Source organism: Olsenella uli (assembly GCF_901212655.1).
GTDB lineage: Bacteria > Actinomycetota > Coriobacteriia > Coriobacteriales > Atopobiaceae > Parolsenella > Parolsenella uli_A.
Genome location: NZ_CAAKON010000005.1, coordinates 10,637 through 33,950, shown reverse-complemented (window position 1 = coordinate 33,950; position 23,314 = coordinate 10,637). Strand labels below are relative to the sequence as shown.

The following is a 23,314-nucleotide window of genomic DNA, read 5'->3' as shown; positions in this document are numbered from 1 at the left end:
GAGCTGGATGCCCGCCGGCTTGAGGCCGCGTCGTGCCCGCCCAATGGCGGCGCTCGCGATGCCCGTCGGGGGAGATGTGGGCAAGGAAGGGGTGCTTGATGAGTCAGGCAAAGGCAGCAGGTACGAGCACGAGTTCGTCGAGGGCGGCAACAGCCAGGAAGCCGGGTGCCGAGAAGCTCGCTGGCGAGAGGCCCACCACGAAGGCGGCTGCGCCCGCGAAGGCTGCCGAGGCCGCGAAGGCCGTCAAGCCCGCGCCGGCCGCCAAGCCCGCAGCCAAGCCTGCAAAGCCCGCGCCGGCCGTCAAGCCCGCGCCGGCCGCCTCCCTCGCCATCACCCCGGACGACCTCTACCTCATGGCTGCCGGCACGTGGTACCGCAGCTACGACAAGATGGGTGCCCATCCCACCGCCGAGGGCGGCCAGGATGGCTACCGCTTCGCCGTCTGGGCCCCGGAGGTCCGCTCGGTCCACGTCGTGGGCGAGTTCAACGGCTGGGACACCAAGGCCAACCCGCTCACGCTCACGCCCACCGGTGGCGTCTGGTACGGCTTCGTCCCCGGCGTCCGCCCCGGCGAGCTCTACAAGTACCTGATCGAGACCCGCGACGGCAAGCTGCTCTACAAGGCCGACCCCTACGCCTTCTCCGCCGAGATGATCCCCGGCACCGCCTCGCGTACCACGGCCGAGCCCGCCTACGCCTGGGGCGACGACGTCTGGCTCAAGCACCGCCGCGAGACCGACCACATGCACCAGCCCCTCAACATCTACGAGGTGCACCTCGGCTCCTGGCGCCGCCACGGCGACGAGCCGCAGGGCGACCCGCGCCCGGACGGCACCTACCCCGGCCCCGGCGACCCCTTCCCCGCGCAGCGCGGCAGCTTCTACACCTATGACGACCTGGCCGCCGAGCTCGTGCCCTATGTCAAGAAGATGGGCTACACCCACATCGAGGTGCTGCCCGTCATGGAGCACCCCTTTGACGGCTCGTGGGGCTACCAGGTCACCGGTTACTACGCGCCCACCAGCCGCTATGGCACGCCCGAGGGCCTCATGCGCCTCGTCGACGCCTGCCACCAGGCCGGCATCGGCGTGATCCTCGACTGGGTGCCCGGCGGCTTCTGCGCTGACGAGCAGGGCCTCGCCACGTTCAACGGCAAGATGCTCTACGAGCGCGAGATCCACCCCAACTGGGGCACGCACAAGTTCGACTTCGCGCGCGGCGAGGTGCGCTCGTTCCTCGTCTCCAACGCCCTGTACTGGCTCGAGCGCTTCCACGCCGACGGCATCCGCATGGACGGCGTGTCCAGCATGCTCTACCTCAACTTCGGCGTGGACAACCCGGCTGACAAGAAGTTCAACGAGAAGGGCACGGAGGAGGACCTCGACGCGTCGGCGTTCATCCGCCAGGCCAACTCCGCGGTGGAGAAGTACTTCCCCGACGTCATGATGATGGCCGAGGAGTCCACCGCGTGGCCGCTCGTGACCTACCCGCCCGCGGACGGCGGTCTGGGCTTCCACTACAAGTGGGACATGGGCTGGATGAACGACACCCTGCACTACATGCAGACCGACTTCCCCTGGCGTCCGGGCAACCACGGCATGATCACGTTCTCGCTCATGTACGCGTTCAACGAGAACTTCATCCTGCCGCTCTCGCACGACGAGGTGGTCAACGGCAAGTGCTCGCTCATCACGCGCATGCCGGGCGACCAGTGGCGCCAGTTCGCGGGCCTGCGCACGCTTGCGCTCTACCAGCTCACGCACCCGGGCGGAAAGCTCAACTTCATGGGCAACGAGCTGGGGCAGTATATCGAGTGGCGCTACTACGAGTCGCTCCAGTGGTTCCTCACCGAGCAGTATGAGCCGCACCGCAACCACCAGCGCTTCATCGAGGCGCTCAACAACTTCTACCTGGAGCACAAGGCGCTCTGGGAGGAGAGCTACGAGTGGGGTGGCTTCGAGTGGCTCGACGCGGACGACTCCGAGCACTCGATCATCACGTTCGTGCGCCGCGGCAAGAATCCGGAAGACGAGCTCATGGTGCTCATCAACTTCGACGTGAACTACCGCGCGAGCTATCGCGTGCCCGTTCCGCGCGAGGGTGACTGGCGGGAGATCTTCAACTCTGATGCCGTCGAGTTCGGTGGCTCCGGCAAGCTCAACGAGGGCGTGCTCTCGAGCCGCCCGGAGGACTGCCACGGCTTCGATAACTCCGTGCTGCTGAACGTGCCGCCGCTGGCCGGCGCCATCTACAAGCGCGTGGGGCCGTCGAGCTACGTGCCGCCCAAGCCGCCCGAGGAGAAAATCGCCAAGCCTGCGCCGCGCCGTCGTGCCGCCGCCAGCCCTGCCGCGAAGTCTCGCAAGAAGGTCGCCGGCACAGCCGCCAAGCCCGCCTCGGTGACGGCCTCCGCTGCCGGGGCAACCCACGCTTCCAAGAAACAAGCCGCTGGTAAATCCTCTGTAAAGAAGTCCTCTGCGGCAGGAAAGACCAGCGGGGCCTCGAGCCTCAAGGCGTAGTTTGGAGCCGGGTCCAATCCGAGCCCAAACACTCGCCAGAGACCACCACAGCAAAGGAGACATATGTCTATCAACAAGCTATTTGCCACGCCTGAGGACTTCGCCGGGGAGTTTCGCGCCAAGCTCCGCGCCGAGGCCGGCAAGGACCTCAAGGACTGCAACAACAGCCAGCGCTACCGCGCCCTCGCCAAGCTTATCGCCGAGAAGGCCAACGAGCAGTTCGCCCGCTCCGACTCGCAGAACAAGAAGAGCAAGCAGAAGAAGGTCTACTACTTCTCCCTCGAGTTCCTGCTTGGTCCGCTGCTCGACAACTACCTGCTGAACTTTGGCATCCGCGACGAGGTTGAGGAGGGCCTTGCCGCCATGGGCATCGACCTCGACGACATTATCGCCGAGGAGCAGGACCCGGGCCTTGGCAATGGTGGCCTGGGCCGCCTTGCCGCGTGCTTCCTGGACTCCATGGCCGCGGAGGGCATCCTGGGCTTCGGTAACGGCATGCGCTACCACTATGGCCTCTTCAGGCAGGAGATCAAGGACGGTTGCCAGGTCGAGGTCACGGACAACTGGCTGGACAAGGGCTTCCCCTGGGAGACCAAGCATCCCGAGAGCGCCGTGCTCGTGCGCTTTGGCGGCGAGGTAGTGCGTCACGAGGGCGAGGACGGCAAGTTCTGGTTCACCCAGGAGGGCGGCGAGCTCGTTAAGGCCGTGCCGTACGACGTGCCCATCGTGGGCTACGAGGGCAAGACCATCAACCGCCTGCGCCTTTGGAGCGCCTACCCCGCGCACGAGGACTTTGACCTGGACGCCTTCAACGCGGGCGACTACGCCAAGGCCTCCAAGTACCGCACGGACGTCGAGGCTATCTCGCAGATTCTCTACCCCAATGACGCCGGCGAGCATGGTCGCATCCTGCGCCTGAAGCAGGAGTACCTGTTTGTTTCCGCAGGCATCTCCTCGATTATCCGGAACTTCAAGTACGACCACACCGACGCGGACTGGAAGACCTTCCCGGACCTCGTGGCCATTCACACCAACGACACGCATCCCGCCATGTGCGGTGCCGAGCTCATGCGCGTGCTTGTTGACGAGGAGGGTCTGGACTGGGATACCGCGTGGGACATCACCACGCGCACCGTCTCCTACACCAACCACACGGTGCTGCCCGAGGCCCTCGAGAAGTGGCCGATCGACACCTTCCGTCGCCTGCTGCCGCGCCTGTACATGTACATCGAGGAGATCAACCGCCGCTACATGGACTCCTTCCCGCGTGACAAGGAGAACTGGCACGAGGCGCTTCGCAACACCGCCATCCTGTGGGACGGTCAGGTGCGCATGGCCAACCTCTCCGTCATCTGCAGCCATAGCGTGAACGGCGTCGCCGCCATCCACACCGAGATTCTCGAGCGCGAGACCCTGCATGACTTCTACGAGCTCACGCCCGAGAAGTTCAACAACAAGACCAACGGCATCTCGCCGCGCCGCTTCCTCGGCAACTCCAACCCGAGCCTCTCCAAGCTCATCACCGAGAAGATCGGCGACGGCTGGCTGAAGGATGCCGACGAGCTCAAGAAGCTCGGGGCCTACTACGACGATGACGAGTTCCTGGACGAGCTGGCCAAGAGCAAGCGCGTCAACAAGGACCGCCTGGCCGACTACATCAAGAAGACGGTGGGCATCGAGGTCGACCCCGACTCGATCTTCGACGTGCAGGTCAAGCGCTTCCACGCCTACAAGCGCCAGCTGCTCAACGCCTTCAAGGTCATGTACATCTACAATCGCATGCTTGATGACCCGAGCTACAAGCCGCACAAGACGACCTTCATCTTCTCCGGCAAGGCGGCGAGTGCCTACACCTTCGCCAAGGAGGTTATCCGCCTCATCAACTCCATCGCAGACGTCGTCAACAACGACGAGCGCGTGAACGACTACATCAAGGTCGTCTTCATCCCCAACTTCGCCGTGAGCAATGCCGAGCTCATCTATCCCGCCGCGGACATCTCCGAGCAGATCTCCACAGCCGGCAAGGAGGCCTCGGGCACCTCGAACATGAAGCTCATGATGAATGGTGCCCTCACCCTTGGCACGCTCGATGGCGCCAACGTGGAGATCGCCGAGCTCGCGGGCATGGAGAACGAGAAGATCTTCGGCCTCAAGGAGAACGAGGTCGAGGAGCTCAAGGCCAGCGGCAAGTACTTCGCGTGGGACGTCGTCAACGGCGACCCGCAGGGTGTTGGCCGTTGCGTCAAGCAGCTCACCGACGGCACCTTCGCGCGCCTCTCGGGCAACTTCCAGCAGATTCACGACGAGCTCATGGGCAACAACGACTACGACCTCGTCCTCGCGGACTTCAAGAGCTACGTCAAGGCCTGGGAACAGCTTACCGGCGAGTACGACGACCAGCGCTCCTGGCAGCGCAGGGCGCTTCACAACATCGCCAACTCCGGTCACTTTTCGAGCGACCGAACCATCGGGGAATACGCCTCAGACATCTGGGGTCTCCAAGAGTAACCATTAGCTAGAAAGGCTAGAAGGGGGAAGGACATGAGCAGCAAAGAGTGCATCGCGATGCTCCTGGCCGGTGGTCAGGGAAGCAGGCTTTTGGCGCTGACGCGCAACATCGCGAAGCCGGCCGTCTCGTTCGGAGGGAAGTACCGCATCATCGACTTCGCGCTGTCCAACTGCGCGAACTCGGGCATCGATACGGTGGGCGTGCTTACCCAGTACCGTCCGTATCTGCTGCATTCCTACATTGGAACGGGTGCGGCGTGGAACCTTGACGCGCGAGACGGTGGTGTCTCCATCCTTCCCCCGTACTCCACGGAGACCGGCGGCAACTGGTATGCCGGCACCGCAGACGCCATCTTCCAGAACATCGGCTACATCGAGAGCTACAACCCCAAGTACGTTGTGATCCTCTCTGGTGACCACCTGTATCGCATGGACTACAGCAAGATGGTCGAGAGCCACGTCAAGAACAACGCGGACCTTACCATCTCGGTCATGCCGGTTGAGTGGGCCGAGGCCAGCCGCTTTGGCATCATCACCAAGAACGACGATGACTCCGTCCAGAAGTTCACCGAGAAGCCCAAGCAGCCGGACTCCAACCTCGCGTCCATGGGCATCTACGTCTTCTCCACCGACGTGCTGCTCAAGTCCCTCAAGGAGGACGCGCTCGACCCCACGAGCGAGCACGACTTTGGCAAGAACATCATTCCGAAGCTTCTCGAGGAGCAGAAGCGCATCTTCTGCTACGAGTTCCGCGGCTTCTGGCGCGACGTCGGCACCATCGCGAGCTACCACGAGACCTCGATGGGCCTGCTCGGTCCTACCCCCGAGCTTGACCTCTTTGACAAGGACTTCCCGTTCATGACCAACGCCCCGGTGCGCCCGCCACACTACGTTGGCCCCGAGGCCCACATCGACGACTGCATCATTGCCAACGGCTGCAAAATCTGGGGCACGGCACGTCACTCGATTATCTCCACCGACGCGCAGATCGGCCCGCGCGCCATCGTCGAGGACTCCGTGCTGTTCCCGGGCGCCGTCGTGAAGGAAGGGGCGCACGTGGTACGCGCCATCCTGGGCGAGAACTCCGTCGTGGAGGCCGGCGTCGAACTCGGTAGCGTTGATGTGACCAAGGACACTGCAGTCATCGGCGACGAGGTCGTCGTGGGGAAGGGGGAGGAGTAGGCCATGGAGACCGCGGTCGGACTCATCACCACCAACTATTCCGTCAAGCACCCGGGCGCGCTCACCAAGGCGCGCCCGGCGGCGGCCGTCCCGTTCATGGGTCGTTACCGCCTCGTAGACTTTCCGCTGTCCAACCTGGTGAACTCTGGGATTCGCACGGTGGGCATCATCATGCCGTTCAACTATCGCTCGGTGGTAGACCACCTCTACACCGGTAAGGATTGGGGCCTGGACCGCAAGCAGGGCGGCATCTTTCTGATGCCGGGCTCTGCCTTCGGCACCTCGCGCAAGGGCCCGCGTTTCCTTCTTCGCGACATGCTCTCCAACAAGGTGTTCCTCGAGCGTGACAAGGCCACCAACGTGGTCGTCACTGCGGCGAACATCATCTACAACTACGACTACAAGGACCTTATCAAGGCCCACGTAGAGAGTGGCGCAGACATCACCCTGCTCACCAAGACGTTTGGCTGCGAGGCGGGGGACATCTCCAGCGTCTACACCGAGGACGGCCGCGTGCGCGGCTTCACCTACGGCACGCGCTTTGGTGACGAGGCCTTCCTGGACTGCTTCGTGGTACGCCGCGAGAAGCTCCTCGAGCTGCTCGACCGCTACGCCAACGTGGACTACCTGGACCTTTTCGAGGCCATGGAGGGTGACCTGGGCCAGATTGACATCCGTGCCCACAAGGTCGAGATGTACACGGGCTCCGTCTTTGACGCGCGCATGTACTACAAGCGCAGCCAGGAGATGCTCGAGGCCAAGGTCGTCGACGAGCTCTTCCCCGCGGAGCGCCCGATCATGACCAAGGCGCACGACAACCCGCCCACCAAGTACGAGGCCGGCTCTCGTGCCACGAACAGTATTGTCTCCGCCGGCTGCCACATCATGGGCAGCGTCGCCGACAGCATCCTCTCGCGCAACGTCGTCGTTGAGCCGGGTGCTTCCGTGCGCGGCTGCGTCATCATGACAGGCTGCACCATCTGCCGTGGCGCCCGCGTGGAGAACGCGATCATCGACCGCGACAACGTGATCAGCGCCGGCACCGAACTGCGCGGCACGCCTGATGCGGTCCTTGTCAAGGCGAAGGGCGGGCTGGGCGAATGAGTGGACGCACCCGCAGGAAGCTCAAGATTCTGTTCGCCGCCTCCGAGGCTGCCCCGTTCGTGAAGACGGGCGGCCTGGGCGACGTCGCCGGATCGCTTCCGCACGAGCTGCGCCGTTGCGGCGCCAAGGTGAGCGTTATCCTGCCAAAGTACCGTCGCATCCCGGCCGAGTTCCGCGACCGTATGCGTCACGTGACCGACTTCTACCTCAACCTGGGATGGAGGAACGTCTGGTGCGGTGTCGACTACCTCAAGTGGCACAACATCGACTACTACTTCATCGACAATGAGGACTACTTCGGCCGCGACACCATCTACGGCGACTTTGACGACGGCGAGCGCTTCGCCTTCTTCTCCAAGGCCATCACCGAGTGCATCGGCCGCGTCAAAGACCTGCACGACACGGACGTGCTGCACTGCAACGACTGGCAGACGGCCCTGTCCTGCGTGTTCCTGCGCGAGTTCAACAAGGGGCTGCCGTACTACGACAACGTGAAGACGGTCTTCTCGATCCACAACGTCAAGTTCCAGGGTCAGTATGGCGACGACGTGATGGTCGACATCTGCGGCCTGGCGGATACCCCCGCCGCGGCGCAGATGTACGTGGGTCCCAAGACCATCAACTTCATGAAGGGCGCCCTGCTCTACGCCGACACCATCACCACGGTGAGCCCCACGTATGCCGAGGAGCTTAAGCTGCCGTTCTATGGCGAGGGGCTGGAGGACATCTTCCAGGAGCGCGCGTGGAAGCTGCACGGCATCCTCAACGGCATCGACACCGAGGAGTTCAACCCGCGCACCGACGCACAGATCGTGGCCAACTACTCCGAGGACGACCTTGCCGGCAAGGCTGCCTGCAAGGAGGCGCTGCAACGCGAGTTGGGGCTCGACCCCGACCCCACGCGCCCGCTGTGCGTCATGGTGAGCCGCCTCACCAAGCAGAAGGGCTGCGACCTGGTGCAGTACGCGCTCGGCCAGCTGCTCGACCGCTCGGTGCAGGTGGCCGTGCTCGGTACCGGCGACCATCAGTACGAGGACTCCCTGCGCTACTTCGACTGGAAGTACAAGGGACACATGGTGGCGCGCATCGACTTTGACCTGGCGCTCTCGCACCGCATGTACGCGGGTGCGGACATCTTCCTGATGCCCAGCCAGTTCGAGCCGTGCGGCCTCTCACAGATGATCGCTATGCGCTACGGCGCGCTCCCTGTGGTGCGCGAGACCGGTGGCCTCAAGGACTCCGTCGTTCCGTACAACAAGTTCACGGGTGAGGGCACGGGCTTTAGTTTCGCGAACTTTAACGGCGACGAGTTTGCCGCCAAGGTTCTCGAGGCCTGTGAGGTATTCTGGACAGACAGGGATGCGTGGAGCGGCCTTGTGCGCAACGCCATGGAGGCGGACTTTGGATGGCGCAGATCGGCCAATCAGTACCTGGATGTTTATCACCAGCTGCATCCTGAGGTCATTCCCTATAACAAGAAGCGGAGTCGCTGACATGCCCGGCCCTCGGGGTTGGGATAAGGCCGACTCCGGGGGCTTGAAGGCAGGTGTCCTTGACATGTGGGCATATCACGACAGCCGCGATGCGCTTTACAGAAATCCGTTCGGTGCCGCCCCTGTGGGCGGCACCGTCGTGTTGCGTCTTGACGTTGGTGGCGTGAGCGACGCCACCGTTACGCTGCGTACCTGGATCGATGGCGAGGGCGAGGGCTTCGTCCCCATGACGGCCGAGCGCCTCTCGGACCGCGTTCGCTACACGTGCGAGTACGAGTGCGGCCAGGCGGCGCTCGTGTGGTACACGTTTGTGATCGAGCGCGCCGACGGCAAGGTTGTGCGCTATGGCGCCAAGGAGGGCCATACGGGCGGCGAGGGTGCGCTCTGCGACTGGCAGCCGCCCTCATTCCAGCTCACGGTCTATAAGCCGCGTGAGGTTAAGCCGGACTGGTTCACCCATGGCATCGTCTACCAGATCTTCCCCGACCGCTATCGCCGCGGCCCGGGCTGGCACGAGCTCGCCCGCAACGCCATGGACTACCACACCGGAGACTCCGATGACGGCATCCCGGGGCCGATGCGCCACGTGGTGCATCGTTGGGATGTGGAGCCGCACTACGAGCGCACCAAGGACGGGCGCATCGCCTCCTGGGACTTCTATGGCGGCACCCTCTCCGGCATTCGCGAGAAGCTTCCGCACCTGGCCGACATGGGCGTCACGGTGCTCTATCTCAACCCCATCTTCGAGGCGCGCAGCAACCACCGCTACGACACGGCAGACTTCCTGGTCGTTGACCACATGCTGGGCGACAACGAGGAGTTCAAGCACCTGTGCGAGCGTGCCGCCGAGTACGGTATCTCTGTGGTGCTGGACGGCGTGTTCAATCACGTGGGCTCGGACTCCCGCGCCTTCAACCGCTACAACACCTATGACGAGCCGGGTGCCTGGCAGGCGCACAAGGTCGGCGTGAAGGCTGCCGAGGAGGCGGGCTCAGAGGACCCGATGGCAGACGCCGCCGCAGGCGCCACGGGCCCTGCCGCCGACGCCGCCCATGCGGCCGAGCTGGCCTGCTCGCCCCATGCGAGCTGGTTCAACTTCAAACCCGACGGAACCTATGACTGTTGGTGGGGCGTGGACGACCTGCCGGCCGTGAACGAGACCGACCCCACTTACCAGGACTTTATTGCCGGCAGGGACGGCGTGGTGCGCCACTGGCTGCGTCTGGGCGCCCGCGGCTGGCGCCTTGACGTGGCCGACGAGCTGCCGGACGAGTTCATCAAGGACATCAAGTCCGCCGCACTTGCCGAGCGCGACGACGCGCTCGTGTTGGGCGAGGTGTGGGAGGATGCCTCCAACAAGGTGAGCTATGGCAAGCTCCGCACCTACCTTCTGGGAGACGAGCTCGACTCCGCCATGAACTACCCGTTTCGCACGGCGGTGCTGGACTTCTTGCTTGGCAAGATTACCTCGGCAGACGCCGCGGAGCGCCTCATGAGCATCGCGGAGAACTACCCGCCCGAGGCCATGCACGCGGCACTCAACCTGCTCTCCAGCCACGACCGTCCGCGCCTGCTGAGCGTGCTGGGCGGCGCGCTGGAACGCCCCGAGGGCCAGCCCTGGCCGGACGATTTCCCCGGCCGACTCAACGACGGCGAGCGCATGATGGCCAAGGCCCGCTTCTGGCTGGCCACCCTCATGCAGATGACCTTCGAGGGCGTGCCGAGCATCTACTACGGCGACGAGGTTGGCATGGAGGGTCTCTCGGACCCGTACAACCGTGGGCCGTTCCCGTGGGGCTCCGGCGACGCGGACTGTCGCACGATGTATCGCAACGTGATTCAGCTGCGCCAGGCCCTGCCGGTGCTCACGGAGGGTATCGTGCGCCCGGTGAGCTGCGGCGACGACGTCCTTGGCTGGTGGAGGCTGCCGGCGGGCGCCGAGCTTGCCGATGGTGCGGTGGGCGCCGAGACGCCGGGTGCTTCCGGCAAGTTCGCGGTGCCCGGCCCGAGCGTCTGCGTGCTCGTGAACCGCAACCTCCGCGAGAGCAGAAACGTCACCATCTCCAACCGCGGCGCGCAGGCAAGCGAGGTCATCGGTGACCAGCCGCTGCGCCGCGATGGTGACTCCGTGTCGCTCACGCTGGGCCCCTGCGGCAGCGCCGTGGTGCTCTTTGACGAGGCACAGCGCCTCTCCAAGCCCATGGAACCGGGCGCGGGCATCGTCTGCCACATCACGAGCGTACCCAACCTGGGCCGCCCCGGCACCCTCGGCAAGCCGTGCCGCGACTTCGTGGACTACCTCGCCCGCACGGGCCAGCACTACTGGCAGATTCTGCCGGTGAACCCCACGGACAGCTTTGGCTCCCCATATGCGGGCTCCTCGGTCTTTGCCGGCAACGAGCGCCTGCTCGAGTATTCGCGCGAGGAGCTTCTGGAGAAGTTCCGCCACTTCAAGCCCACTACGGCCTATCGCGCGTTCTGCGAGAAGAACGCCGACTGGCTCGACCCGTACGCCGCCTACGTGACCATCTGCGAGGACAGGCCGCAGGAGAGCTGGCAGGAGTGGCCGCCCGACATCCACCACTACGACGTGAGCCTGTTGGGAGACCCGCACTACTCCATGGGCATCGCCTTCCACAAGTTTTGCCAGTGGGAGTTCCAGTGCGAGTGGGACGAGCTGCACGCCTACGCCAACAAGAACGGCGTGAAGATCATCGGCGACATCCCTATGTACCCGGCCTGCGCCTCGGCGGACGTATGGGCCAACCCCGGCCAGTTCAGCGTTGACCGCTATGGCCGCGTTGAGATGCAGGCGGGCACGCCGCCCGACTCCTTTGCGGCCGACGGCCAGCTCTGGGGCAACCCCACGTATCGCTGGGACCGCATGAAGGAAGACGGCTACGCCTGGTGGCTGCGCCGCATGGAGCGCACGTTTGAGCTTTACGACGTGGTGCGCCTGGACCACTTCCTGGGCTTCCAGAACTACTACTCCGTGCCGCGTGGCGGCGTGGCGGCAGACGGCTCGTGGCACATCGGTCCGGGCATCGACCTGTTCCGCGCCGCGTACAAGAAGTTTGGCCCGCTGCCGCTCTTGGCGGAGGACCTGGGCTCCATCACGCCTGCCACGCGCGCGCTGCTGGCGCAGGTGGGCTGCCCCGGCATGGACGTGCTCCTGTTTGCCGACGGCGATGTGCGTAACGGCTGGGTGCCCAAGCCGGGCCGCGTGGCCTATACGTCCACGCACGACACCTCGACTCTGGTGGGCTGGTGCGCCACGCGCTACGGCTTCGCGCGCGATGACGCGCAGGACCTGGCGCGCAAGCTCATGGAACAGGCCTATGACAGCGACGCCGGCGTGGTGATGTGCACGCTGCAGGACGCGATGCTCCTGGGCGACGAGGCCCGCATGAACGTGCCGGGTGTGGCCGGCGGCAACTGGCGCTGGCACGCGGACGGCGATGAGCTTGCCGCGAGCGAGGCCTGCCTGCTCGGGCTGACCGAGCAGAGTGGCCGTATGGCCAAGTAGCCGGTTGATTGGCCGGAGTGGCCGGCCCGCACGGCCTCAGTTCCTCGAGAAAAGCGCCCGATGACCGAGAGGCTGTCGGGCGCTTTGCTGTGCTGATTCGGAGCTATGCCGGAACTCTGGGTGGCGGCGCTGAGCGGCGCGAGGCTCGCGGGATGGCGCCAAAGAGCGGTTCGAGGCCTACGGCTTCGCTGGTTTGTGCGCTCGCGCTACAGCGTCCCGACGATGGCGACGACGGTCGGGATGAGCACGAAGGAGAGCAGCGTGCTCACTACCGTGTTGCGGGCGCCAAGCTCGCTGTCGGCGCCGCACATGTCGGCGAAGGTGGGCACGATGGCGCCCGTGGGTAGGGCAAACATGATTGCGAAGAGGTCTGCGAGTATGGGCTCGGGCGAGATGGCGCGCACCAGGAGAAAGAGCACGACGGCCATCACGAGCTGACGGATGATGGCAAACGGATAGGCGCGCCATTCGGTGAAGACGCTCTTGAGGTCTGCCTGGGCTACGAGTGCGCCCACCACGAGCATGGCGAGCGGCGAGGTAATCTCGCCGATGCTCGCGAGCACGCTCTGGGCTCCCGCAGGCAGCTGCCAACCGGTGAAGAACATCGCGATGGCGATGAGGCAGGCGTAGACCACGGGCGCCTTGAGTATGTCGAGCGGGGACTTCTTCTGGCCGTCCTTTCCGCTGGCAGACAGGATGGCGAAGCCAATCGTGAAGTTGAACACTGTGGTGACCATGTCAAAGATGCTCGCCCCCACGGCGCTGCGCTGACCCAGGATGGCGAGCGCGATGGGGATGCCGAGGAACGACGTGTTGGTGCAGGTGCCGGCAAAGAGGTAGAGGCCGTGCTGCTCCCTGGGCGTGCGCAGGAGGTGGTTGCAGAGCCAGCAGGTTCCGAGCAGCGCAAACCACAGCACCGTGGCGAGGGCGAAGCTCCAGGGCACCTCGGTAGAGGCGGCGGAGGGGTCGAGCTCCGTTGCGGAGGAAACCACGAGGCAGGGCATGGCGATGTCGATGACGAGGTTGGAGACGTGCTTGATGGTGTGGCCGTCGAGGTAGTCGAGCTTGCCGGCAACGTAGCCCACGGCCACGATCACGAGCATGCCAACCATCTGCCCCATGGCCTCAAGGGGAGATACCATCCGCCGCAGCCTCCTTTGCGAGCCGTTGCTGGGCGACCCCTGCGCATTGCCAAACTCGGGCATTGTAGCGCGCGGAAGGGGCGAGATGGTTGAACGCCGGTAAAGAAAAGGGGTCCTGAGCTGGGTGTATCGGTTTCAGGGATTGCGGGTGTGGACAAGGGCTCCGGCCCGTCGTTCCAACGAGAACGAGAGAAGCGTCCGCGTCGTGTATCAATTGGGCGAACGCATGGTCGGTAGCACGGGATCCGGGATGGCCGCAGGCCCCAGATTGCCGGCAGTGGGTGCCGGGCTGCCGGCTGTGCGGCTCCACAAGGGCCGGACGCTCGGCACTCCGCTGGCCGTCGGCCGGCGTGCGTGTACGGAGCGTTTCCATTTTGTTTGGCGGCCTCGCACGGGGTTACCATGACAAAAACCATGACGAGGGGGTTGGCTGTGGGCGGTATGCGCGTGCACTTTGTGATTCACGAGTCGTTTGAGGCGCCGGGTGCGTACGAGGAGTGGGCCCGGGCGCGCGGCCATGAGGTCACGTATACGCGCCTGTATGCGGGGGACGTGCTGCCGGCGAGCCCCGAGGGCATCGACCAGCTCATTGTGATGGGCGGACCTCAGTCTCCAGCCACCACTAAGGCCGAGTGCCCATACTTTGACGCCGCGGCCGAGGAGCGGCTCATCCGTGTCTGCGCCGATGCGGGCACGCGCGTGGTGGGCGTGTGCTTGGGCTCTCAGCTCATGGGTGATGCGTTTGGCGGCTCTTTTGACCATAGCCCGGAGCGCGAGATTGGCTTGTTTCCCGTCGAGCTCACGGCCGAAGGTCTTGCAGACCCGCTGCTCGCGAGCCTGGGTGAGGGCCTGCCGGTGGGTCACTGGCATGGCGACATGCCGGGGCTTGCGCCTGGTGCCGAGGTGCTGGCGACAAGCGCAAGCTGTCCGCGGCAGTTAGTGCGCTATGCCGAGGGTGTCTACGGATTCCAATGTCATCTCGAGTTCACAAGCGAGTCCATCAAGGGTATCGTTGCGGCTTCGACTGACGAGCTTGCACGCTATGCCGATTGTCCCTACGTGGAGTCTGCGGAAGCCCTGCTCGCCCATGACTATCGTCCCATGAACGAAGCCCTGTTTGGCTTCCTCGACCGCCTGGCGGCAACGGCTCGCTGACTTGATGCGACCGGCAACAGCCGCCCGTTAACCCGGCACGACCGAGATGGCAACGGGGAAATCCGGGCGGGCGTAAGGTGGCGGCAACGGTTTGCTTGCCTGGCGCAGCTGAGATGGTGGCTCGCGGTCTGCCTGCGACCTGCAACAAAACGCGCCGGGCGGCCATGAGGCCGTCCGGCGCGTTAGAGCCTTATGCGTCGGCATCGCGTGAGGGCTTCTTGTCTTTATCGGGCAACCGACCGGCCCTGCGCAGGGCATCCCGCAGCATCCACTCCACCTGGCCGTTGGCGCTGCGCATCTCGTCGGCCGCCCACTGCTGAACGGCCTCCCAGATCTTGGGGTCTATGCGGAGGGGATATTGCTTGCGCGCCATGGTGCCACCGTTCGTGAGTGCGCCGGCGCCGGCCCGTGCCGCGAGGCGGGGCCGGCTCCGGTCGAGTATTCCTGCCTAGTACAGCGATCCGGTGTTGACCACGGGCTGCGCCTCGGACTCGCCGCAGAGCACCACCATGAGGTTGGACGCCATGGCCGCCTTGCGCTCGTCGTCCAGGTCGAGCACGCCGTCCTCGGAGAGCTTGGTCACCGCCATGTCCACCATGGAGACGGCGCCCTCGACGATCTTCTTGCGAGCGGCGATGACGGCCTCGGCCTGTTGGCGGCGGAGCATCGCCGGCGCGATCTCCGGCGCGTAGGCGAGGTGGGTGAGGCGCGCGTCGTCCACGGCTACGCCCGCTGGGGCAAGACGGCGGCCGAGCTCGGCCTTGAGGGTTTCGGAGACCTCCTCGATGTCGGAGCGCAGCGTGATTGACTGGTTGGAGGCGTCGTCGTCCTCCATGTGGTCGTAGGCGTAGACGCTTGCCACGTGGCGCAACGCCGTCTCGGCCTGCATGGACACGTAACTGGGGTAATGGTCCACGTCAAAGAGGGCGCGAGCAGTGTCGGCCACGTGCCAGACCACGACGCTCGCGATTTCGATGGGGTTGCCCATGCGGTCGTTGACCTTGAGCTTGTCGCCGTTGAGCGTGCGGGCGCGCACGGACACGGTGGTGGAGAGGCCCTTGCAGGCCTTGGCATTGCTCGTGAGCTGGATGGCGAGCGGGGCATCGGCGCTCGAGAGCGAGCGGCTGTAGAAGGGGTTTGCCCAGAAGAAACCGCTCTTGCGCACCGTGCCCTTGTAGGTGCCGAACAGGATGCAGACGCGCGCCTGGCCGGGCTGTACGGTGAAGAAGCCGGCAACGGGGATGCACCAGAGGCAGAGTAGGACAATGGAGACGGCGAGTGCGGCGCCGGCGCTGACGGGGACGGAGTCCTCGGGGTAGGAGGCGGCGTTTATGCCGGTGATGACGACTGCCGCCACGAAGATAACGAGCAGGACTGCCATAGCGAACAGCATGCCCCAACCACTCTTGGCCTCAAGGGGCTTTTCGGAACTGTGTGGCGTTGGGTCCGTCTGAGGTGTGCGAGCACTCATGAGAGTTCCTTTCTACCATGCCGGCGCGCTGGCGCCTGCATGCGCCCAGTTGGAGGCGGGGAGGGTCGGGCCCCGAGCCGTCGCTGCCACGACGCTGAGGCCATTGTGATAACACATTGAGACCACGTCAAGAGCTCCTCTGTTAGGTGTTTGGGTTGATTGCAGGGAGTTGAGCAGAGGTGAGGGAAAGATGCGGGCAAATTTGTTGTCTAGCTCGATCCCTATCGAGTAAGGGGGTATTGAGGTGAAGTGGGCGGCCTTTCTACCGGCTGATATATATATTCCAATTAGTTTGTTCTTGAGGTCTGGAAGCAAGACAACAAATTTGCGGCAAAGTTTAAGGCGCCCGCTGGCTGAGAGTTGCCAGCGGGCGCCTTATCGACAGAAATCCGCGTGCTTGAGTACTTCCTGCCCCTCGCGCGCGAGGGCAGTGTCTCTGGCGCGGCCGAGGCACTGCTTGACCGCATGCGCAAGACGTACGAGGGCGGCGCGGGGGAGTAGTTCACCTCGCGGTAATTGCTGTGGCGGTCTGACCGGGGCATACTGGGCGTCAGGCGTTTCCGACTGTGGAGGTGGCGATGGCTGAGGAGAGCAAGCGGGTTGACTGGGCGTCCGTGCCGGGGCGCCTGTGGGGGCTCATGCGAGGTAGCCTGCGCCTCGTGGTTGTTGCCGTGTGCGGCGTGGTGTTTCTGGCACTGCTCGAGGATGTGCTCAACGGCGAGCTCATGAAGCTCGACCGCGGCGCCTATTGGCTCGTAGTGGAGCACATGCGCGCGGATTGGCTCACGCCCATCATGGAGAGCTTCTCTGCGTTGGCGACGCCCGTGACCTTGCTCGTGCTGCTGCTGGCGGCTGCCGCCTTTGCACCGGGACGTCGGCCGGGCTGGTGCTGCGCGGTGAACCTGGGGTTGGTGGTGTTGCTCAACCAGCTGCTCAAGTTCATCATCCGGCGCCCGCGTCCCGACGGCTTTCGCCTGGCCTCGGTGAGTGGCTTCAGCTTCCCCTCGGGACATTCGATGGTGGCCATGGCGTTCTTTGGCCTGCTGGCGTGGCTTGTGTGGCACTACGAGCGCGACCGCAGGATGCGCAACGTGTTTGTGGCGGCGTTTGCGCTTGTTATCGTGATGGTGGGTCTCAGTCGCGTCTACCTGGGTGTTCATTATGCGTCGGATGTGCTGGCGGGCTTCTGCGTCTCGGCCATGTGGCTTGCGCTGTACACGCGCATCGCGGTGCCGCTCTTCCTGGAGGACGAGGAGCGCCCGCTGGGGTAGGGCGTTGCAGGCTTGTGGCACGCGCGGCATTGGCGTGCGGGTCCGTGGGATGCGGCATTGGCGTGCGGGCAAGAGCCGGGCGGTGTGGCCAAACCGGCCGGTTGGGATGGTTTGGGGCGAGCCGGACGGAGCGGATGGTTTGGGCGGCTAAGAACGAGCCGAGCGAAGCAGGCGGGCCGACCGGTTTGGCTGGTTTGGGGCGAGCCGGACGGAGCGGACAGAGTGGCATTTCAAAACGAATGCAGCATAAAAGGGCGCCCGGAACGCACGTCGTGTTCCGGGTGCCTCCTTGTTTCGGCTGCTATCTGGGTGCCGCTGCTACTTGGCGGAAATCTCCGCGACCGCCTTGGCGGAAATCTGCCAGGAGCGACCCTTCTTGAAGGCGGGGAGCTTACCAGACTCGATGAGCTTGTAGACCGTGGGGCGGCTCACCTTGAGGACGGCGATGGCCTGGTCCACGGTGAGGACCTCCTCGCCTGGCTCGGGGGCCTTGGCGGCAACGGGCGCGGCCTTTGCCCTGGTCTTCTTGGCTGGCTTGGCGGGCTTGTCATCGGCCGCCCCATCGCCCGCGTGCCCGGGCTTGTCCTCGGGGCTCGCGCTGCTTGTTACCTTGGGCTCATGCGCAGGCTCAGTCTGCGTCTCGGGCGCGGTCGGGGACTCGGCCTGTGCGGTGGCCTCGGGCGCGGGAGCTGCCTGGGCGTTGGGCGCAGGGGCGCTTGCGTCCGCAGGGGTCCCGCCGGCCAAAGCCGCGCTCTCGGCGGCGGGGGCTTCCTGCTCCCGCGCGGCGGCCTCTGCGCCCTCGTCTGCGGAAGACTCACCCTTGGGGGCGGACTTCTTGGATGCGCGACGCTTCTCGGCGCGCTCGGGTGCGGCCTCGTCACCGTTCTCGCCACGGCGACGCTCCGCGTGAGCCTTGCGCCCGCGACGGCGCGGCTCCTTGCGCTCCTGCTCCTCGGCCTGAGAGTCCTCGCCATGGCCCTCCCAGACTTCCGGATCCTCGCGGGCGGGCTCGGGCTCCGGCTCGGGTTCCGGCTCCGGCTCGCGGTGGGAGCGGGCGAAGGCGCGCTCGAGGCGGGCCTGCGTGTCCTCGTCAACCTCGGCACGTGCGTCTGCGGGGTCCATGGACTCGAAGATGGCGGCGAGGATGGCGTCGGTCTGCTCGTCGATGGCATCGCACGAAAGCGCGAGCTCGTTCAGCAGCTCGCAGGCCTTGAGCGGGTTGGCGACGATGCGCTGCTCGATGTCGTTGGGCAGCACTGAGCCCGTTGACTCGATTAGGGTGACGAAGGTGGAGACGAGGCGGGAGAACGCCTCGGCGGTTTCGGTTCTCATGGGCTTGCGCCCTCCTGTTCCAAGTGATTGGGTCCGCATTGCAGGCCGCGGGGGCCGCGCGCGGGATTGGTGCAACAGCCAAAGAATACCATGTGGTGCCGCTGCCTTGCTTTTAGCTGGCGACCTATGAGGCTCGACCGCGCAGGCCTGCTGAATCTTGGGCTTTCGAGGCCATCGCGCTACGGGTTCTCGACTTCCTTGCCAAAGGCTATGAGCTGCGACGCGGTCTCGATGAGGGGCTGCCTCGAGGCGGCTGCCAGGTGGGTGGCAAGCTGCTCGGCGCCGCCCGGGCCAAGCTTGTCGCTCAGCTGGACGATGCGGCTGTCCGTGACGATATGCCCGTCAAATGGGAGGAGCACGAGCCTGGCAAGCGAGGGAGTCGCCGAAGGGGTGGCAGGCCTGCCAAGGACGGGCCGCACGGCAAAGAGGCGGTCTCTCCCAAGGTAGACGGCGTATTCTGCATGGACGTCAACGCAGGCGAACAGGTCGCGGACGGCGTGACACCATGGCAGGGCGCAGGCAAGTCGGTCTGCGGGAAGGCAAAGCGGATTCTCGCGCACAAACGTGCCGATGAGCTCGCGGTGCACCCAGAGCGCGTCCAGCACGCGCGACCCCTCTTCGAGCACGCGCCTGTCTCGGCAGCGCATGGTGATGCGGTCGAGCTCGCTCAGTCCCAGGATTCGGTTTACGTAGGTGAGCAACGCGTCGAGGGTTTCGTAGAACAGGTCGGGCCTGGTCGGTTCTGCGGATTCGGTTGCTTCCATCTCGCGCCGTGGCCCGGCTATCGTCGTCCTGCAGTGTGGTCTGGCCGTCCCCGTCATGCGATGCAGTTCAAGCGCCGACGTACGATGCCGCTCAGCCTCCATTTTCGCGAGTCGTGGCTTGGTCACCGGTACCGGGATTTGCCCGCCGGCGCTTTGCTGCTCACCCATGGTGCCTCCCTTCTTTGCGATGGGGTAGGAGGCGGGCCCATTCTTGGGGCCGCCGTCCGGGGGAAGCCCTCACTGGCTTGCCGCTTGTCCCGTGGCGGTCGCTCGTTGCCGCTCGGGTGTTCTGCCGTGTGGGCATTCTGCGAGCGACCTGGCCCGTGAGGGTGATTTCAGGCTATCAGGCGCAAGCTGGATGCGGCCTAACGGGGGTCTGACAGAGATCTGACACCCAAGGTCAGGTGCGGTGTAGCGGCGTGAGGGGCTTCGACGAGTGGTGTGCCTGCGTCGGCCGCCGGCATCAAGGTCGCAATCTTGTAGAAATTGACTGGTTCGTCAAACAAACAAGCAGATTCATCCGCGAGGGTACGGTGCCCAAATCAAATAATCGCTCCCGCAAGGGATAGGGGGTGATGTGCCGATGCGTCGCAGCCACGAGGGGCGCCAAGAGACGGTGGGGCGGGGATTGCGCCCATAAGGAACATCTCCCATAAGGGGATGCGCCCATAAGAAACTTCGCTCATAAGTAGCTGCGCCTACAAGGAACTTCGCCCATAAAAACGGCCCCGTCCGTGAGGACGAGGCCGTTGGCGGAAGCGCATTCGGTTCTGGTGGGCAAGCCCGGCCCGTCCGTGAGGACGAGGCCGTTGGGGCAGCCTATGAATGGGCCCAGGCGCTGCGATCGCGCATGCCCTGGGCGGCGTTGCAATGCGCCGCCGCGTTAGCTCAGCAGCATGCGGTCGTTCGCGAGCTCGCCGCCGGAGACCTGCTCGAACTTCTGCAGCAGGTCGGGTACGGTGAGGGACTTCTTCTCCTCGCCCGCCACGTCAAAGATCACGTGGCCCTCGTGCATCATGATCAGGCGGTTGCCCAGGCGAATGGCGTCGTTCATGTTGTGCGTCACCATGAGGGTGGTGAGCTTGCGCTCGTCCACGATCTTCTCGGTGAGGTCGAGTACCTTCTTGGCCGTCTTGGGGTCCAGGGCGGCCGTGTGCTCGTCGAGCAGCAGCAGCTTGGGGTTGGTGAGCGTGGCCATGAGCAGGGTCAGCGCCTGGCGCTGGCCACCGGAGAGCAGGCCCACCTTGGCGCTCATGCGCGTGTCGAGTCCCAGGTCGAGGGTCTTTAGCAGTGCGGGGTACTGCTCCTTCTCCTCCTTGGTGATGCCCCAGGCCAGCGTACGCTTCTTGCCGCGGCGCTTGGCCAGGGCGAGGTTCTCGTCAATTTGCATGTCGGCCGCGGTGCCGCGCATCGGGTCCTGAAAGACGCGGCCCAGCCACGTGGCGCGCGCGGGCTCGGAGAGGCGCGAGACGTCCGTGCCGTCGAGTTCGATGACGCCCGAGTCCAGCGGGTACACGCCGGCGATCATGTTGAGCAGCGTGGACTTGCCGGCGCCGTTGCCGCCGATGACGGTGACAAAGTCACCCTCCTCCAGCTCGAGGTCAACGCCCGTGAGGGCGCGCTTCTCGGTGACGGTGCTCTTGTTGAACGTTTTCTTGACGTGGGAGAGCTTGAGCATGGTGGCCATTACTCCTCGCCTCCCTTCGAATACGAGGCGCGACGCTGCGCGCGCTCCAGAACCACGGGCACGCACAGGGCCAGTGCCACGATGATGGCGGAGAGCAGCTTCATGTCGTTGGGGTCCATGCCCAGCTGCAGCACGATGGCGCGGATGAGGAAGTACACGATGGAACCCACCACGGCGGAGACCAGGCGGCTGGAGAAGCTCGTGAGCTTGCCCGGGGTGAGGCGGCCCAGCACCTCGCCGATGACGATGGCCGCAAGGCCGATCACGATGGCGCCCGTGCCCATGTTGATGTCCGCGTACTTCTGCTGCTCGCAGATGAGGCCGCCGGAGAGGCCTACAAGCGCGTTGGAGAGCGTGAGGGCAATCATCTTGGTGGTGTTGGTGTTGACGCCGAGGGCGCGGATCATGTCCTCGTTGTCGCCGGTGGCGCGCAGGGCGGAGCCGATCTCGGTGCCAAAGAACCAGTAGAGCAGGGCCACCACGACGATGGCCACGATGATGCCCACGATGATGGCGACGACGTTGTTGGAGAGCCCCGTCATATCGCCGAGCCTGCTGAACACGGTGTCGCTCTTGAGCAGCGGGGTGTTGGACTTGTCCATGATGCGCAGGTTGATGGACCACAGGCTGATCTGCGTGAGGATGCCCGAGAGGATTGCGGGAATCTCGAAGACCGTGGTGAGGAAGCCCGTGACGGCGCCGCAGACGGCGCCGGCTGCCGTTGCCGCCAGGATGGCGAGCGCCGGGTCAACGCCGGCAACAACCAGGACGGCCGCCACCGCGCCACCCGTGGCGAAGCTGCCGTCTACCGTGAGGTCGGGGATGTCGAGCAGCTTGAAGGTGATGAAGACGCCAAGCACCATGAGGCCCCAGAGGATGCCTTGTGAGACGGCGCCGAGCATAGCTGTTGCCATGTCGTTCCTTTCACTGAAACGTGCCCCGGCGAGACGATCCGCCGGGGCACGCAACGAACGTATGAAGCCGAGTTTACGCGTCGAGCACCGAGAGGTCGATGCCCAGGGCGCTGGCCATGTCCTCGTTCTTGATGACCTTGAGCTTGTCGGAGGACTCGGTCGCGATGGCCATGTCGGCAGGCTTGTCCTCGCCCTTCAGAATCTTGACGGCCATCTCGCCGGCCATGTGGCCCAGCTCGGTGTAGTCGATGGAGAGGGTGCAGACGCCCATGCCCATGCACATGTTCTCCTCGCCAACCACGAACGGCAGCTTGCCCTCCTTGGCAATCTGGCCGATCTGCTCGGCGGCGGCGGCGATGGTGTTGTCGGTGGGGGAGTAGCCGGCGTCCACCTTGCCCACCATGGACTCAACCACGGACTGGACCTCGTTGGAGCTGGAGACCGTGAAGCGCTCGTGGGTGAGGCCTGCCTTGTCGCAGGCGGCCTCGGCCATCTCGACCTGGAGCTGCGAGTTGGACTCGTTGGAGGCGTAGAGCATGCCAACGTGCTTGGCGTTGGGCAGCACCTTCTGGAGCATGGCAATCTGCTCGTCCACCGGGTTCATGTCGGAGGTGCCGGTGAGGTTGCCGCCGGGCTTCTCGTTGTCCGCCACGAGGCCGGAGGCGGCGTAGTCGGTGATGGCGCAGCCCACGACGGGAATCTCGTCGGTGGCGGCGAGGACGGCCTGGGCGGCCGGCGTGGCGATGGCGTAGATGAGGTCGACGCCATCGCCCACGAACTTGGAGGCAACGGTGGCCAGGGTGCTCTGGTCGTTGTTGGCGTTCTGCTGGTCTGCCTCGTACTTCAGGCCAGACTCGTCGAGCGCCTTGATGAAGCCGTCGTTGGCGGCGTCGAGGGCGGCGTGCTGGGTGAGCTGGAGAACGCCGATCTTGTAGGTCTTGCCGGAGCCGCCCGAGCCGCCGTTGCCGGAGTTGCCGCACGCGCCGAGCGCGAAGAGCGCTGCGGTGCCGGCGCCGGCGGCGATGAAGGTGCGCCTGGAAATGGACTTCATGCTGTCCCCCTCCTTCATGTGGAGCCGGGGCCAGCGGGGCCGGTCTCTGCGCCACATATGTACAAGTGACTGAATTCTAGCTACTAGCGCTGCAAATCGAGGCCCTAAGGGGTCCGAGGGGCGGCATGTGCCATCAACTTGTAACCTTACGCGGGGTTGGAGGGCCTGCGCGTGGGGTGCCGCACCTCGTGAGTCAGC

At 65.0% G+C, this 23,314-nt stretch carries 17 protein-coding genes; 9 read left to right on the top strand and 8 right to left on the bottom strand.

Annotated elements, in window-relative coordinates; translation table 11 throughout:
• Window positions 1–98 precede the first annotated feature (98 nt).
• The 6 genes from glgB to EFAMC2_RS00840 all read left to right on the top strand — a co-directional run bounded on the left by glgB (window position 99) and on the right by EFAMC2_RS00840 (window position 12,329).
• Window positions 99–2,516 carry a 1,4-alpha-glucan branching protein GlgB gene (glgB, locus tag EFAMC2_RS00865; protein WP_154026070.1) on the top strand — a complete coding sequence of 806 codons (2,418 nt, stop codon included), beginning with the start codon at window positions 99–101 and terminating at the stop codon, window positions 2,514–2,516.
• A 63-nt stretch (window positions 2,517–2,579) separates the two neighbouring features.
• Window positions 2,580–5,024 (top strand): glycogen/starch/alpha-glucan phosphorylase, encoded by a 2,445-nt coding sequence (locus tag EFAMC2_RS00860; RefSeq protein WP_187325059.1) that lies wholly within the window; start codon window positions 2,580–2,582, stop codon window positions 5,022–5,024.
• A gap of 33 nt (window positions 5,025–5,057) precedes the next feature.
• Window positions 5,058–6,206, top strand: a complete 1,149-nt coding sequence (locus EFAMC2_RS00855) for a glucose-1-phosphate adenylyltransferase (RefSeq protein WP_154026068.1) — start codon at window positions 5,058–5,060, stop codon at window positions 6,204–6,206.
• Between the two features lie 3 nt (window positions 6,207–6,209).
• Window positions 6,210–7,310: a glucose-1-phosphate adenylyltransferase subunit GlgD gene (gene glgD, locus EFAMC2_RS00850; protein WP_154026066.1), complete on the top strand. Its 1,101-nt coding sequence runs from the start codon at window positions 6,210–6,212 to the stop codon at window positions 7,308–7,310.
• Window positions 7,307–8,803: a glycogen synthase GlgA gene (gene glgA, locus EFAMC2_RS00845; RefSeq protein ID WP_154026064.1), complete on the top strand. Its 1,497-nt coding sequence runs from the start codon at window positions 7,307–7,309 to the stop codon at window positions 8,801–8,803. The genes glgD and glgA overlap by 4 nt, the downstream gene beginning before the upstream one ends.
• A gap of 64 nt (window positions 8,804–8,867) precedes the next feature.
• The gene (locus EFAMC2_RS00840) at window positions 8,868–12,329 is read left to right on the top strand and encodes a 4-alpha-glucanotransferase (protein WP_154026062.1); all 3,462 of its coding nucleotides are present in this window, start codon (window positions 8,868–8,870) and stop codon (window positions 12,327–12,329) included.
• 206 nt (window positions 12,330–12,535) lie between these two features.
• On the opposite strand, the gene EFAMC2_RS00835 is transcribed toward EFAMC2_RS00840, so the two are convergent.
• Window positions 12,536–13,471, bottom strand: a complete 936-nt coding sequence (locus EFAMC2_RS00835) for an AEC family transporter (protein ID WP_187325058.1) — start codon at window positions 13,469–13,471, stop codon at window positions 12,536–12,538.
• A gap of 402 nt (window positions 13,472–13,873) precedes the next feature.
• Here EFAMC2_RS00835 and EFAMC2_RS00830 point away from each other — a divergent pair, with 402 nt between their 5' ends.
• Window positions 13,874–14,626, top strand: a complete 753-nt coding sequence (locus EFAMC2_RS00830) for a glutamine amidotransferase-related protein (protein WP_261979958.1) — start codon at window positions 13,874–13,876, stop codon at window positions 14,624–14,626.
• Window positions 14,627–14,816: 190 nt separating this feature from the next.
• Here the strand turns inward: EFAMC2_RS00830 and EFAMC2_RS00825 are convergent, their stop codons facing one another.
• Window positions 14,817–14,999, bottom strand: coding sequence for an Arc family DNA binding domain-containing protein (locus EFAMC2_RS00825; protein ID WP_154026058.1), 183 nt, complete (start codon window positions 14,997–14,999; stop codon window positions 14,817–14,819).
• Between the two features lie 75 nt (window positions 15,000–15,074).
• A complete protein-coding gene (locus EFAMC2_RS00820; RefSeq protein ID WP_154026258.1) occupies window positions 15,075–16,019 on the bottom strand; it encodes an SPFH domain-containing protein in 945 nt (314 codons plus the stop codon).
• Between the two features lie 471 nt (window positions 16,020–16,490).
• Here EFAMC2_RS00820 and EFAMC2_RS00815 point away from each other — a divergent pair, with 471 nt between their 5' ends.
• On the top strand, window positions 16,491–16,598 hold the full coding sequence (locus EFAMC2_RS00815; RefSeq protein WP_154026056.1) for a LysR family transcriptional regulator: 108 nt from the start codon (window positions 16,491–16,493) through the stop codon (window positions 16,596–16,598).
• A gap of 77 nt (window positions 16,599–16,675) precedes the next feature.
• A complete protein-coding gene (locus EFAMC2_RS00810; RefSeq protein ID WP_261979957.1) occupies window positions 16,676–17,368 on the top strand; it encodes a phosphatase PAP2 family protein in 693 nt (230 codons plus the stop codon).
• Between the two features lie 318 nt (window positions 17,369–17,686).
• Here EFAMC2_RS00810 and EFAMC2_RS00805 read toward each other — a convergent pair whose 3' ends face one another.
• The 5 genes from EFAMC2_RS00805 to EFAMC2_RS00785 form a co-directional block, all read right to left on the bottom strand.
• On the bottom strand, window positions 17,687–18,700 hold the full coding sequence (locus EFAMC2_RS00805; protein ID WP_187325056.1) for a helix-turn-helix domain-containing protein: 1,014 nt from the start codon (window positions 18,698–18,700) through the stop codon (window positions 17,687–17,689).
• 179 nt (window positions 18,701–18,879) lie between these two features.
• Entirely contained in the window at window positions 18,880–19,464 is a 585-nt protein-coding gene (locus EFAMC2_RS00800; RefSeq protein WP_154026052.1) for a hypothetical protein, read from the bottom strand.
• An 883-nt stretch (window positions 19,465–20,347) separates the two neighbouring features.
• Window positions 20,348–21,142: an ABC transporter ATP-binding protein gene (locus tag EFAMC2_RS00795; protein WP_154026254.1), complete on the bottom strand. Its 795-nt coding sequence runs from the start codon at window positions 21,140–21,142 to the stop codon at window positions 20,348–20,350.
• Between the two features lie 8 nt (window positions 21,143–21,150).
• Complete coding sequence (locus tag EFAMC2_RS00790) at window positions 21,151–22,065, bottom strand: ABC transporter permease (RefSeq protein ID WP_154026049.1); 915 nt, start codon at window positions 22,063–22,065, stop codon at window positions 21,151–21,153.
• 73 nt (window positions 22,066–22,138) lie between these two features.
• Window positions 22,139–23,116 (bottom strand): ABC transporter substrate-binding protein, encoded by a 978-nt coding sequence (locus EFAMC2_RS00785; RefSeq protein ID WP_154026047.1) that lies wholly within the window; start codon window positions 23,114–23,116, stop codon window positions 22,139–22,141.
• Window positions 23,117–23,314: the final 198 nt, after the last annotated feature.